This is a genomic window from Oerskovia sp. Root22, assembly GCF_001429135.1.
GTDB classification, from domain to species: Bacteria; Actinomycetota; Actinomycetes; order Actinomycetales; family Cellulomonadaceae; genus Oerskovia; species Oerskovia enterophila.
On the sequence record NZ_LMIL01000001.1, the window covers coordinates 525,901 to 538,091 of the forward strand.

At 73.4% G+C, this 12,191-nt stretch carries 14 protein-coding genes; 8 read left to right on the plus strand and 6 right to left on the minus strand.

The window, feature by feature from the left end:
* Window position 1: 1 nt before the first annotated feature.
* From ASE15_RS02195 to ASE15_RS02210, 4 genes are all read right to left on the minus strand, one after another.
* Window positions 2-1,051, minus strand: coding sequence for a phosphotriesterase (locus ASE15_RS02195; RefSeq protein ID WP_056644783.1), 1,050 nt, complete (start codon window positions 1,049-1,051; stop codon window positions 2-4).
* Window positions 1,048-2,130 carry a DMT family transporter gene (locus tag ASE15_RS02200; RefSeq protein ID WP_068627678.1) on the minus strand — a complete coding sequence of 361 codons (1,083 nt, stop codon included), beginning with the start codon at window positions 2,128-2,130 and terminating at the stop codon, window positions 1,048-1,050. The genes ASE15_RS02195 and ASE15_RS02200 overlap by 4 nt, the downstream gene beginning before the upstream one ends.
* A 136-nt stretch (window positions 2,131-2,266) precedes the next feature.
* On the minus strand, window positions 2,267-3,235 hold the full coding sequence (locus ASE15_RS02205) for a ribokinase (RefSeq protein WP_056644778.1): 969 nt from the start codon (window positions 3,233-3,235) through the stop codon (window positions 2,267-2,269).
* A complete protein-coding gene (locus tag ASE15_RS02210) occupies window positions 3,235-3,978 on the minus strand; it encodes a glutamine amidotransferase (RefSeq protein WP_056644776.1) in 744 nt (247 codons plus the stop codon). Before ASE15_RS02210 ends, ASE15_RS02205 begins: the two co-directional genes overlap by 1 nt.
* 261 nt (window positions 3,979-4,239) lie before the next feature.
* Between ASE15_RS02210 and ASE15_RS02215 the strand changes: the two genes are divergently transcribed.
* Together ASE15_RS02215 and ASE15_RS02220 are read left to right on the plus strand one after the other, a co-directional pair.
* A complete protein-coding gene (locus ASE15_RS02215; protein WP_082618177.1) occupies window positions 4,240-5,322 on the plus strand; it encodes a LacI family DNA-binding transcriptional regulator in 1,083 nt (360 codons plus the stop codon).
* Window positions 5,323-5,466: 144 nt separating this feature from the next.
* Complete coding sequence (locus ASE15_RS02220) at window positions 5,467-5,769, plus strand: hypothetical protein (RefSeq protein WP_056644770.1); 303 nt, start codon at window positions 5,467-5,469, stop codon at window positions 5,767-5,769.
* An 11-nt stretch (window positions 5,770-5,780) separates the two neighbouring features.
* On the opposite strand, the gene ASE15_RS02225 is transcribed toward ASE15_RS02220, so the two are convergent.
* Entirely contained in the window at window positions 5,781-6,485 is a 705-nt protein-coding gene (locus tag ASE15_RS02225) for a DUF1361 domain-containing protein (RefSeq protein WP_056644768.1), read from the minus strand.
* A 226-nt stretch (window positions 6,486-6,711) separates the two neighbouring features.
* Between ASE15_RS02225 and ASE15_RS02230 the strand changes: the two genes are divergently transcribed.
* From ASE15_RS02230 to ASE15_RS02255, 6 genes are all read left to right on the plus strand, one after another.
* Window positions 6,712-7,992 (plus strand): nitrate/nitrite transporter, encoded by a 1,281-nt coding sequence (locus ASE15_RS02230; protein WP_235534078.1) that lies wholly within the window; start codon window positions 6,712-6,714, stop codon window positions 7,990-7,992.
* A gap of 309 nt (window positions 7,993-8,301) precedes the next feature.
* Window positions 8,302-9,684 carry a gephyrin-like molybdotransferase Glp gene (gene glp, locus ASE15_RS02235; RefSeq protein ID WP_056760919.1) on the plus strand — a complete coding sequence of 461 codons (1,383 nt, stop codon included), beginning with the start codon at window positions 8,302-8,304 and terminating at the stop codon, window positions 9,682-9,684.
* The gene (moaC, locus tag ASE15_RS02240) at window positions 9,681-10,154 is read left to right on the plus strand and encodes a cyclic pyranopterin monophosphate synthase MoaC (RefSeq protein ID WP_056644764.1); all 474 of its coding nucleotides are present in this window, start codon (window positions 9,681-9,683) and stop codon (window positions 10,152-10,154) included. Before glp ends, moaC begins: the two co-directional genes overlap by 4 nt.
* Window positions 10,151-10,903 carry a molybdenum cofactor guanylyltransferase gene (locus ASE15_RS02245; RefSeq protein ID WP_235534079.1) on the plus strand — a complete coding sequence of 251 codons (753 nt, stop codon included), beginning with the start codon at window positions 10,151-10,153 and terminating at the stop codon, window positions 10,901-10,903. Before moaC ends, ASE15_RS02245 begins: the two co-directional genes overlap by 4 nt.
* Window positions 10,900-11,250 carry a DUF6457 domain-containing protein gene (locus ASE15_RS02250; RefSeq protein WP_235534080.1) on the plus strand — a complete coding sequence of 117 codons (351 nt, stop codon included), beginning with the start codon at window positions 10,900-10,902 and terminating at the stop codon, window positions 11,248-11,250. The genes ASE15_RS02245 and ASE15_RS02250 overlap by 4 nt, the downstream gene beginning before the upstream one ends.
* Window position 11,251: 1 nt before the next feature.
* Window positions 11,252-11,488 (plus strand): MoaD/ThiS family protein, encoded by a 237-nt coding sequence (locus ASE15_RS02255; protein WP_056644761.1) that lies wholly within the window; start codon window positions 11,252-11,254, stop codon window positions 11,486-11,488.
* 84 nt (window positions 11,489-11,572) lie between these two features.
* On the opposite strand, the gene ASE15_RS02260 is transcribed toward ASE15_RS02255, so the two are convergent.
* Entirely contained in the window at window positions 11,573-12,103 is a 531-nt protein-coding gene (locus ASE15_RS02260; RefSeq protein WP_056644758.1) for a molybdenum cofactor biosynthesis protein B, read from the minus strand.
* Window positions 12,104-12,191 lie beyond the last annotated feature (88 nt).

A 12,191-nucleotide genomic window follows, 5' to 3' on the forward strand; every position in this document is an offset into this window, starting at 1 on the left:
GTCACGCCGTCAGCATCGCCGCCGGGTTGTCGTGCGTCAGCCGACGCAGCACCTCGCGCTCGACGCCGCGCCGGGCGAGCATCTCGGTGAAGACGGTCGGCACGTACGCGAAGCCGTTGCCGCCGTTCTGCACCCACATCTGCTTGAGGAACACGTCGTGGCTCAGGAGCACCTGCCCCGCGAACCCCAGGTCGACGAGCCGGTGGACCGCGCCCGCGGTCGTGTGCGGGTCGGGCGAGACACCCTCCTTGGGGTAGGTGATGTCCATGCCGACCATGTCGAACTCGAGCCACACGCCCCGCTCCGCGACGGCCCGCTGGTACTCGGGGTCCTCGGCCGAGGGGTCCATGTGGCACAGCACGACCTTCTCCGGCCGCACTCCCACCTCGTCGAGCACGAGGTCGAGGATCTCGTGCGCGCGACGCTGCCACCCGGGCAGGTGGATCTGCATCGCGACCTGCGGGTGCTCGAGCTGCGCCAGGGCCGAGGCCCGCAGCGACGCCCGCTCCCCCGCGGTGAAGTCCGGCGAGACGCCGATCTCGCCGATCACGCCCGGGCGGATGCCCGTGTCCCGCACGCCGTCGGAGAGCTCGCGCGAGATCGCTGCGGCCTGCGCGTCCACGGCCTGTACCGTGATGCGCTCGCCCTCGAACTTCTCGAGGTAGGCGCCCGCCCCCATGACGACGTTGAGGCCCGTGCGGCTCGCGACGTCCGCCAGGCGCTCGGGGTTGCGCCCGATCGACTCGCTCGACGTCGCGTCCACGACGGTCCGGCCGCCGAGGGCCGCGAAGCTGCGGATCTCGGCCTCGACGGCGGCGACCGGCTTGTCGGCGATGTTGTCGGCGCAGCAGTACGGGTCCTGACGCAGCGCCCAGGCGACCGATGCGGACACCGGCTCGCGGACCACGGCCTGGGAGAACTCGTAGCTCGGCGCGTCGAGCACACCGGAGAGGTCGTTGAACAGGTGCTCGTGGGGCAGGGTCAGCCCCAGGTCCTGCGCGGCGACGGGTCCGGTGACCGTCTGGACGAACCCGACCGGCGTGACGTTCATCGCGGGCTCACCTCTCCTGCTTCACCACCGCCGACGGCGGCGGCCACTGCGGTGTCCGCGGTCGTCTCCGGCGACTTCCCCGACGGGATCATGCCGATGACCGCGGCGATCAGCGCGATCACGGTGCCGATGATCGTGGCGGCGTAGATCGTGTGGCCGAGCGAGGGGATGGCCGCGTCGATGAGGAGCGAGCCCACGAGCTGACCCGCGGTGGACGCGAGGCCCAGGAGCAGCAGGCCCAGCCCGCGGACCAGGAGCGCCATGAGCGCGATCGAGAGCAGGCCGAGCGGGCCGCCCAGGTACATCCACCACGAGCCGGGGAGCTGGAAGTCGACACCCGAGGTCATGGCGCGGATCGCGTAGGCGATGCCCAGGGCCGTGAAGCCGACCAGGAAGTTCCAGCCGATCGAGACCAGCATCGAGCCCGTGGCGTCGGCCACGGCCGCGTTGCCCGCGGGCTGCCACCCGGCGAGGAGGCCACCGACGAACGGCATGATCGCGAGGGCGATCGTGTGCGGGGCCGAGAAGTTCGGCGAGATGACGATGACGGTCGCGACGATCGCGAGGACCGCGCCCGCGAGGCGGAAGAACGTGAGCGGCTGCTTGACCGAGGCGGTGACGCCCAGGCGGTCGCAGATCACGCCCGAGATGACGAGACCCGAGATGAGCGAGATCTGGAACGTCGCGACGCCCAGGACGCCGACCGTCACGCCCTCGGACAGGACGATGACCGCACCGCACAGGCCCGCGAGGAAGTTCCACCACGGGATCGTGCGGCCCTTGATGAGGCGCGGGATCGCGAGCGCCTCGCGACGCGTCACGGGACGCGCGAACACGATGACGAACATCAGGACCAGGCCCGTGCCGAACGAGATGAGGGCGGCCGCGTGGCCGTCGCCGATCGTCTTGCCGAGCTGACCGTTGACCGCCGCCTGCATGGGGCCCAGGGCCCCGGCCAGGACGGTCGCGAGGACGAGGAGCGCGGTCGCGGTGCTCTTGACCTTGCTGCGCTGGGGCGACGGGGCGGCCGTCTGGGCGCCTCCCGAGCGGGAGGCGGTCTCCGGCGTGGTGTGCTTCATTGCTTGGCCGTGCCTTTCATCTTTCGACGGTACGTCGGATCGGTGGACCGATCGAACGGCCAGCCCTGGGTCGACGCTGAGTGGTCGGGCTGGGTGGGGGTCGTGCGGTCGTGCGGGTCGTGCTGGGCCGAGCGGGTCACTGCCCCGGTGCGACGTCCTCCGGGAGGGCTGCAGGGACCTCGTCGGCGAGCGGCAGGGACTCGATCGCCCCGTCGCGAGTGGTCGTGACGGCCGCGACGCGGGCAGCCCAGCGGGCTGCCCCGACGAGGTCCTCACCACGCAGCAGCCCGTCGGCGAGCGCTGCGCAGAAGCTGTCGCCCGCGGCCGTGGTGTCGATCGCGTCGACGCGCACCGCGGGGACGGGGGTCGGGAGGCCGTCGCGCGGGACCACGACCGAGCCGTCGGCCCCGAGGGTCACGACGACGTCGCCCGGGAAGGCGAGCCCGCGCACCATGGCCACGACGTCCGCGAGGGACTCGGGGGCCTCGCCCGCTCCCGCGAGGGTCGCGAGCTCGAACCGGTTGGGGACCAGGACGTCGAACCGGTCGCGGATCTCGGCGGGGACCGGGATCGCGGGGGCCGGGTTGAGGATGGTGGTCCCGGTCGCGAGGCGCGTGACCGCGGCGAGCGAGCCGAGCGGCGTCTCGCACTGGCACAGCACGACCTGCGCGTCGGCGACGGCTCGCACCGCGGGGTCCCGCGAGTCGACGAACGACTCGTCCACGTCGGCGTTGGCGCCCGCCTCGATGACGATGGTCGACTCGGGCTGCTCCCAGAGGATCACGGCCGTGCCGGTGGGCTCCTCGGACGTCGCGACCGACGTGACGTCGAGCCCCTCGGCCACGAGCCGGGCCGTGATCTCGCGGCCCGCGTCGTCGTCCCCGACGGCCCCGACCATCGCGACGCGGCGGCCGAGCCGCGCGGCGGCGACGGCCTGGTTGGCCCCCTTGCCGCCGGGCGAGCGCTTGAGCCCGGTCGCGCTGATGGTCTCGCCCGAGCGCGGGATCCGGTCGACGGTCAGCCGGACGTCCATGTTGAGGCTGCCGACGACCGTGATCTCGGGAGTTGGGGCCGGGGCGCCCCCGCTCCCGTGGTCGGTGCTCATCAGCCCGCGAGCCAGGTCACGGCCTGGCCGAAGAGCTTCGGGTAGCCGGACCACTCCATGAACTCGCGGGGGGCCCAGTGCGGGGAGATGTCGGACGCGAAGGCCAGCGTGCGCCCCTCGCCCTCGGTGCGCACGGCGACGAGCGGGCGTCCCTCGATCGTGGCGAGGACGGTCGCGTCGGCCTTGGCCGTGAGCTTCTGGTAGCCGAGCAGGATGGGCCACTCGGCGTCGAGGCCCGCGGTCACGGGGTGCTCGACCTCGGTCAGGACGCCGCCGATGCCCTCGGGGGTCTCCTCGCGGTCGTCGTACGGGAGGATCTCGACGGGCAGCACGGCCTCGACCGCGGTGCCGTGGTAGTTGGCCTTGGCCTGGAAGCCCTGGAAGCTGAGGTAGCCGCCGGCCATCATGAGGCCGCCGCCGCGACGCACCCACTCGGCGAGGAGCTTGATGCGGTTCGGGAAGGGGCGTCCCTCGGAGAACACGACGGGCGGCAGGAGCAGGGTGTTGGCGCCGATGTCCGAGAGCAGGACGACGTCGTACGCGTCGAGCTCCTCGAGCGTCGACGGGAAGTCGGTCGCGACGAGGTGCGAGGGCAGGTGGGTGACCTCGTGGCCCTCGGCGGCGAGCGCCTCGAGCAGCTTGGCGCAGCCGATCTCCAGCTGGGCGTGCGGGAAGGCGTCGTAGCCCTTGTAGTCCGTCGCGGCATTGATCCACGACTCTCCGGCAAGCAGCACGCGGCTCATGCGGTTCTCCTCAAGACGGTTCGGGCTCGGCCGCACATCGGCGACGTTGCGCAATGTTGTGTTGCTGTTGCGCAACAACCTAGGTGTGCGTCAGGCTCGTGTCAACCGGCGACCTGTCGGACGGACGCCTCCACCCCTCGGGCCCCGCGAGATGCCGCACGATCACAGGGCTCCCTGGACATTGGACGCGCCCACGACCAGCGCAGCGATAGGCTCTGGGAGCATCCGACGGCCGGGCGCACGAGCAGAGGGGTGGACACCATGACGTTGACGCAAGTTGCGCAACACGCGGGAGTCTCGACCTCGACGGCCTCGCGCTACCTGCGCGGCCAGCTCAACGTCCAGCCGGAGACCGCCGCGCGCATCGACGCCGCGGTGGCCGCGCTCGACTACCGCGGCGCCACACCGGGACGGGTCGCGCGCGGCTCCCGGTCGGCCACGCCCCGGCAGGGATCGCCCGCGCGCGGGACGGGCGTCGTCGCCCTGGTCGTCCCCGACTTCACCAACCCGTTCTTCACGACGCTCGCCGAGGAGTGTGCCGACCTCGCCGCCTCCCGCCAGATCCCCCTCGTCGTCGCCGTCTCCGGCAAGCACGGCGAGCGCAACGGCGGCCTCAGCCCGCTCATCGGCGGGACCGACGTCCTGGGCGGCCTCATCTACCTCGGGATGAGCCGCACCGACGAGCGCCTGGCCCGCGCGGTCGCGGACGGCCTGCCGGTCGTGGTGATCGACGAGGAGATCGACCTAGACCTCGCGGTGGACACCGTCACGGTCGACAACTACGGCGGCGCGTACCAGGCCACGAGCTACCTCATCCAGCAGGGGCACCGCCGCATCGCGCACGTCGCGGGTCCGCCCGAGCTCTCGACGACCCAGGAACGCAAGCGTGGCTACCTCGACGCGCTGGCCGACGCCGGGCTGACGGCCGACCCCGACCTGATCCGCCACGGCCCGTACACCGAGCAGTTCGGCGCCTCGACCTTCCCGTACCTCACCCGACCGGGCAGCGCGCCCACCGCGGTGTTCGTCGGCAGCGACATCGTGGCCGTCGGCATGCTCGGCGCGGCCGAGCTCCACGGCATCCGCATCCCCGAGGACCTCTCGGTCGTGGGCTGCGACGGCATCCGCATCGGCCAGTGGCTGCGCCCGCAGCTCACGACCCTCGAGCAGCCGGTCGCGGCGCTCGCGCTCTCGGCGGTCGACGCGCTCGAACGGGCCATGGCCCGCCGGGAGGCGCAGGAGTCGGCCGGGACCGGTGGGGCCGCCACGGGCTTCGAGCCCGCTCGCACGGTCCTCCCGCTCCACCTGGTCATCCGCGGATCGGTCGCGCCGCCGTCGGCCTGACGTCCTGCCCTCGACGCGCGGCGCACACCCGTGCGGCACCCTGTCCGATAGTGTCCACGGACCGGTGATCCCCACCTCGACGTCGAGGCGGAGCCGGCCCCGTCCTGGCGACGCCGCCGGGCCCGCACGTCGAGAGGACCGCCCATGCCCCCCAGGCTCAGCGCCACCGCACTCCTCTGGTGGGGCGTGGGACTGATCGTCGCCGGAGTCGTGGGCAACCTCGTGCTGCCGCAGCTCGTCTCCGAGCTCGTCTACTCGTCAGGGAGCGCCGTCTTCCAGACGATCCTCCAACCGGTCTCGTCCCTCGTGTCGGTGGCCCACTACCTGGGCGCAGGACTCGTCGCGGCGGCCTTCACCGTGCGCGCACTGACCCGGAGCCCTGGTGAGCGCTACACGGGTCCGGCGCCGTACTCACCGCCCAAGCCCGGCAACGAGCCGCCCCGCTGAGCTGGCGTGGCTCACCCCGTCGCCGCGGTGATGGTCTCCAGGAGGGAGCCGATCACGACCAGGTAGATGAGCGCGAAGAACACCGTGTGCAGACCGCTGAAGAGCAGCGCGTCACGCACCTTGCCCGGGGCGCGGAAGTAGCCGAGGAACTTCCGGAGGAAGCCGATCGGGTGCGCCAGGTCCCAGCTGTTGAACCGGATGTACCGACCCAGGTAGATGCCGAACGAGACGAGCACGAGGACCACCGCGACCACCACCCAGGATGCCGGTCGCTCGAACGGCTTGGGGTCGTCGGGGTAGCGCAGCACGGCGTAGAACATCTGCACCAGGAAGATGTTGACCACGGTGTTGAGGACCCCGGACATCGCGAGGGACAGGACCGCGACGATGTCGTACCAGAGCGGCACGTCCTCGCCGTCCTTGCGGTGGCTGAAGTTGAGCTCGGTCACGAGGTACCCGGCGTTGGGCAGGAGCAGCAGCCAGACCACGAGCCCGGCGGCCGCGACGGTCACGACGAGCCACGTCGACGCCCCGGCCGCGCTGAGCGCCAGGTCACCGACGATCCAGAACGTCAGCACGAACACTGGCAGCACCGACAGCCCGATGTTGAGCAGCATGGGCCGGTAGACCTCGGTGCGGAACAGCGGGGCGCGCAGGAGGACGAGCGCGAACGCGAAGACGTTCAGGAGGATCACGCCGAGGAACAGCAGGTTCATGGTGGGCTCTCGTGGTGCGGTGCGGGCAGGTGAGGCGCGGGTGCCGCTCGGGCCGCACGGGCGGGGACCGAGCGGCCGGGCCGCGGTCAGGTAGACCACGGTAGGGCCCGACGGCGCCTCCGCCAGCCCGCGCGACACGTCACCCTCGCGGCTAGCGTGGGTCGCGCGGGAATCTCGAGCTCCACCGATTCGTCCAAGGACGGGCGACCGAACCCCGGGAGTCACAGTGACGCACCACGACGAAGCAGCGACGCCGCCGGCGGCTCCCGGCCCGGGGAAGGACGCGACGCCCGCCGCAGGGGGTGCCGGGACCCCGACTCCCACGGGCGCCGCACCCGGCGGCTCAGCGACCCTGATGCTCACGCTCGCGACGATCGGCTTCGCGGTGAACTTCTGGGCATGGGCTCTCATCAGCCCGCTCGGTGGCGCGTACAGCAAGGCGCTCGGACTGTCGGCCGTGCAGCAGTCGGTGCTCGTGGCGGTGCCGGTCATCGTGGGCTCGCTCGGCCGTATCCCGGTCGGTGCGCTCACGGACCGGTACGGGGCCAGGATCATGTTCCCGCTGGTCAGCGCAGCGACGATCCTGCCGGTGCTGTTCATCGGCTTCGTCGCCGACAGCTACCCGATGCTCATCCTGGGTGGCTTCTTCCTGGGCCTGGGCGGTACGGCGTTCGCGGTCGGCGTCCCGTTCGTCAACGCCTGGTACCCGCCGGCGAGGCGAGGGACGGCGATCGGGATCTTCGGGATCGGCATGGGCGGCACCGCGATCTCGGCGTTCACGACCGTGCGGATCTCCGACACGTACGGCGAGACCGCACCGTTCGTGCTCGTGGCATGCGTCCTGGCCGTCTACGCGGTGGTCTCGTGGCTCCTGGTGCGCGACGCCCCGGGCCGCGTCCCTGCCGCGCACGGGAACTTCCTCGCGCGGACCTGGGCCACGTTCAAGCTGCCCGCGACGCTCCAGCTCTCGTGGCTCTACGCCGTGGGCTTCGGCGGTTTCGTGGCGTTCAGCGTCTACCTGCCGACCTTCCTGGTGAACGCCTACGACCTGACGGCCGCCGACGCCGCCGCGCGGACCGCGGGGTTCGTGGTCCTCGCCGTCGCGATGCGGCCCGTGGGAGGCACGCTCTCGGACAGGTTCGGCGGCATCCCCGTGTCGGTCGTGTGCTTCGCGGTCGTGACGGTCCTCGCGGCGGTCGTCGCGTTCCAGCCCGACCTGGTGCCGCTCGGGACCGTCGCGTTCCTCGGGCTCGCCGCTGGGCTCGGCGCGTCGTCGGGCGCGACGTTCGAGCTCGTGGCCAAGGTGGCCCCGCAGGACAAGGTCGGAGCAGTCACGGGCCTCGTGGGCGCGGCGGGCGGCCTCGGCGGGTTCATCCCTCCGCTCATCATGGGCGCGGTGTACCAGCTCAACGGGGACTACGGCCTGGGCTTCGCGGCCCTCGCGGTGACGGCACTCGTCACGCTGCTCTTCACGCTGGGACCGGTGCGGCGAGGCACGCGCGGCTGACGGGCGGCACGGCCCGCTCCTCGGACGGTCCTCGTCCGCCGTGCCGCCAGGCGTGGCCCCTCACCCGGCGCGTCGGCCTACGGTGTCCCCATGGACCCGCGCCCCTCCGATGAGTTGTCAGAAGCCCACCGGGCTCCAGACCGGCCACGTTCTGACAACACGTCCACGCCGGGCGAGTTGTCAGAAGCCCATTGGGCTCCAGACCGGCCACGTTCTGACAACACGTCCACGCCAGGCGGCAACCCGCCAGCGAGCTCGACGAGCCGTCCCGAGGGCCGCTCGCCCACCGACCATGCGGCTGCCGGGCGCGTGCACTCGGTCGAGGAGTACCGCGACCACGTCCTGACGCTGGTCGCGCCGCTGGCCGCCGAGCAGGTCGCCCTCGACGCGCTCGCGACCGGGACCCCCGCGCGGCGCGTGCTCGCGCACGACGTCCGCTCGCTCCTCGACGTGCCCCGCTTCGACGCCTCGGCCATGGACGGGTACGCGGTCCGCAGCGCGGACCTTGCGACCGCGAGCGCCGCGTCACCCGTGACGCTCCGGGTCGTGGGCGACATCGCGGCGGCTCCGACGGCGAGCGTGCCCACGCCCGGGCCGGCCGCCGGACAGCCCACCACGCCCCCGACGGGCGCCCCTCTCACCGAGGCCGGCTCGCCCGCCACCCTCACCGACGCCCCCGCCGACGCCCCACCCACGACCCACCCCGCCCACGCGCCCGGCGAGGCGACCCGCATCATGACGGGCGCACCCGTGCCCGACTGGTGCGACGCCGTCGTGCCCGTGGAGCGGACCTCGACGCGTCGCTTCACACCCGGTGCGCCCCTCGACCCGACCATCCAGGTCGACGCCCCCTCGCGCGCCAACATCCGCCGCCGTGCGGAGGACGTCGCGATCGGCGACCTCGTCGCCGCGGCGGGCGCACCGACGACCGCGCGCCTCGTCTCCGCGGCGGCCTCGGCGGGCCATGCGAGTCTCGCCGTGCACCGCGTCCCGCGCGTCGCGGTGCTGTCGACGGGCAGCGAGCTGGTCCCGGTGGGGACCGCGCCCGGCCCGGGCCAGATCCCCGACTCCAACTCGCTCCTGCTCGCGGCGTGCGTGCGTGACGCGGGAGGCGTCCCGGTGCGCGTGGGGGCGGTCCCGGACACGGCCGAGGCGCTGCGCGCGGTGCTCGACGACGTCGCTCCCCACGTGGACCTGATCGTCACCTCGGGCGGGGTCAGCGCGGGCGCGTTCGACGTGGTCAAGGAGGTCCTGAGCGGTGCCCAGGACGCGGCGCTCACCCCGGCGCAGGGCCCTTCCGACGTCCTGCTGGTCGCGGTCGGCATGCAGCCCGGCAAGCCCCAGGCCGCGGCGCGCTGGCGCGGGACCCCGATGCTCGGGCTGCCGGGCAACCCCGTGAGCGCGTACGTGTCGTTCCGGGCGTTCGTGCGTCCCGCGGTTCGCCGGCTCGCGGGTCACCCCGACCCGGCCGAGCCCCTCGTCGAACGCGTCGCCGCGGAGGGGTGGCGATCGCCCGCGGGGCGCCAGCAGTTCCTCCCGGTGCGTTTCGTCGGGGACGACGGCGTGGCCCCGGTCGGGCCCGGCGCCCACCACGTCTCGGCCCTGACCCGGGCCGACGCGATCGCGGTCGTGCCGCCCGAGGTCGAGGCGGTTGGGCCGGGCGACACCGTGCGTGTCATGGTGATCGCATGAGCGAGTTCACGCACCTCGACGAGCGCGGCCACGCCCGCATGGTCGACGTCACCCTCAAGCAGCCCACCGTCCGCTCGGCGACCGCGACGGCCGTCGTCCGCTGCGGCCCCCACATCGTCGCGGCGCTGCGCTCGGGCGAGGTCCCCAAGGGCGACGTGCTCGCGGTCGCGCGCATCGCGGGCATCCAGGGGGCCAAGAAGACGGCCGAGCTGCTGCCGCTCGCGCACATCATCGGGGTGCACGGCGCGACCGTGGACCTCGACGTCCAGGACCACGGGGTGGAGATCAGCGCGACCGTGCGCACCGCGGACCGCACGGGGGTCGAGATGGAGGCGCTCACGGCCGTCGCGGTGGCCGGCCTCGCGGTCGTGGACATGGTCAAGGGGCTCGACAAGTCGGTCGAGCTGAGCGACGTCCGCCTCCAGGCCAAGACGGGCGGCAAGTCGGGCGACTGGGTGCGCTCGGTGTGAGCACCCCCCTGCCGCCGGAGGTCCTCGCGTTCGACGCCGTCGTGCTCGCGGGGGGGCGCGCCCGGCGCCTGGGCACGTCCAAGCCGCAGCTCGTCGTCGACGGCGCCCGTCTGCTCGACCACGTGCTCGCGGCGACCCGTGACGCGCGGGCGACGGTCGTCGTCGGGCCTGCCGACCTGGCCTCCGACGCGTACGTCCTCACGCGCGAGGACCCGCCGTTCGGCGGTCCGGTCGCGGGCACCGCGGCGGGCCTCGCCGCCCTGCCCGACGGCGCCGCCCCCTGGGTCCTCCTCCTCGCCTGCGACGTCCCGCGCGCCGCGGAGGCCGTGCCGCTGCTCGTGGCGAGCGTGGCCGGCGCGCCCCGGACGGGCACGAGCGGCGACGTGGTCGACGGCGCGCACCTCGCGGCCGGCGGGAAGGCCCAGTGGCTCGTGGGGCTGTACCGGCGCGAGGCGCTCGACGCCGCGGTGGCCCGCGTCGCGCAGGACGTCCCGGTCGGTGACCCGTCCGACGGGGACCCGTCCGGTGGCCCTCGCACGGGGACGGCGAGCGGTCTCTCTCCGTCGGGCCTGCACGGCGCTCCCGTCCGCCGCCTCGTCTCAGGGCTGAGACTCCTGGAGGTCGAGGACGTGGACGGCCTGAGCACCGACGTCGACACGTGGCAGGATGCGGAGTCATACGCGCACCGTCGCGCGCAGAGCAGTACTCCGAGTCACGACCTGCACGGATCATCGGGAGGCATGGCATGAGCAACCTCGAGCGTTGGGTGGACGCCCTCGTCGACGAGTTCGACCTGGACCGCGAGGCGGTGGACATCGGAGCGATCCTCGACCTGGCCCGGGACGCCGCGCACCGCGTAGAACGGCCCGCTGCACCCTTGACGACGTTCATCGCGGGGTACGTCGCCGGGCTCTCGGCGGGCGAGGGGGCAGACCACCCCGGCCTGGACGCCATGGAACGGGCGACCGAGCTCGCGCTCGCGTGGGACGTCGAGGCGACGCTCGACGAGGTCGTCGAGGAATCCGCAGACCCCGCCGGGACCGCTGGAGCCGAAGGCGCAGCGAGCCCGGCAGACCCCTCGCTCGAGAGGGCATGACGTGCCGCAGGTCCGCTACTTCGCGGGGGCCGCTGAGGCGGCCGGGCTCGAGGCGGAGTCGCTCCCGGGCGCCTCGGTCGGCGAGCTCTTCGCCGCGATGACCACGCGCCACCCCGCGCTCGCCGAGGTGCTGCCGCGCTGCTCGGTGCTCGTGGGCGGCGTGCGGACGGCGGACCACGGCGTCGCGCTGGCCGACGACCAGCAGGTCGACGTGCTGCCGCCCTTCGCGGGCGGCTGACGGCCACCCGCCTTCGGCCACGCGCTGAGTGCGCGGGGGCAGCGCTCGAGGCCAGGATCGGTCGCGGGCGACGGCCGCGGGAAGCTAGTGGTCCCCGCCAGCGAGCTGCGAGAACACGTGCGGCAGCAGCGGCTCGAGCACGGTCCACCCGTCCCGCACCCCGCCCGGCGACCCGGGCAGGTTCACGACGAGCGCGCGCGTCCCGTGCGCGGCGGGCGCGGTCCCGACGATCCCGCGCGAGAGCACCGCGCTGGGCACCACGGTCGCGCCCCGACGCCGGATCGCCTCGGCGACGCCCGGCAGCTCCTGATCGACGACCTCGGCCGTACCCTCGGGCGTGTGGTCGCGTGGGCCGATGCCCGTCCCGCCCGTGGTGACCACGAGGCGCGCCCCCTCGACCAGCGCCGAGGTGAGGGCGTCGCGGACGGAGTCGACGCCGTCGGGCACCAGACGCAGCGTGACGCGCTCGAAGCCTCCCGTCTCCAGGAGCGAGACCAGGAGCGGGCCCGACCGGTCGGTCGACTCGCCGCGCGATCCGCGGTCGGAGACCGTGACGACGGTGACCGGCAGGTGGGCGAGGGGGAAGCCCGCGGAGGGCCCGTCGAACGAGGTCATGAGAGCACCGTAGACAATCGCGCGGCGCGGGGCGACGGAACCGTGCTCGTCGGGCGGGAGCGACCGGACCTGGGCATACTGCGAGGCA

Coding starts and splice junctions, on each gene's coding strand:
- ASE15_RS02195 (WP_056644783.1), bottom strand. CDS start 1,051: ATGAACGTCACGCCGGTCGGGTTCGTCCAGACGGTCACCGGACCCGTC.
- ASE15_RS02200 (WP_068627678.1), bottom strand. CDS start 2,130: ATGAAGCACACCACGCCGGAGACCGCCTCCCGCTCGGGAGGCGCCCAG.
- ASE15_RS02205 (WP_056644778.1), bottom strand. CDS start 3,235: ATGAGCACCGACCACGGGAGCGGGGGCGCCCCGGCCCCAACTCCCGAG.
- ASE15_RS02210 (WP_056644776.1), bottom strand. CDS start 3,978: ATGAGCCGCGTGCTGCTTGCCGGAGAGTCGTGGATCAATGCCGCGACG.
- ASE15_RS02215 (WP_082618177.1), top strand. CDS start 4,240: ATGACGTTGACGCAAGTTGCGCAACACGCGGGAGTCTCGACCTCGACG.
- ASE15_RS02220 (WP_056644770.1), top strand. CDS start 5,467: ATGCCCCCCAGGCTCAGCGCCACCGCACTCCTCTGGTGGGGCGTGGGA.
- ASE15_RS02225 (WP_056644768.1), bottom strand. CDS start 6,485: ATGAACCTGCTGTTCCTCGGCGTGATCCTCCTGAACGTCTTCGCGTTC.
- moaC (WP_056644764.1), top strand. CDS start 9,681: ATGAGCGAGTTCACGCACCTCGACGAGCGCGGCCACGCCCGCATGGTC.
- ASE15_RS02250 (WP_235534080.1), top strand. CDS start 10,900: ATGAGCAACCTCGAGCGTTGGGTGGACGCCCTCGTCGACGAGTTCGAC.
- ASE15_RS02260 (WP_056644758.1), bottom strand. CDS start 12,103: ATGACCTCGTTCGACGGGCCCTCCGCGGGCTTCCCCCTCGCCCACCTG.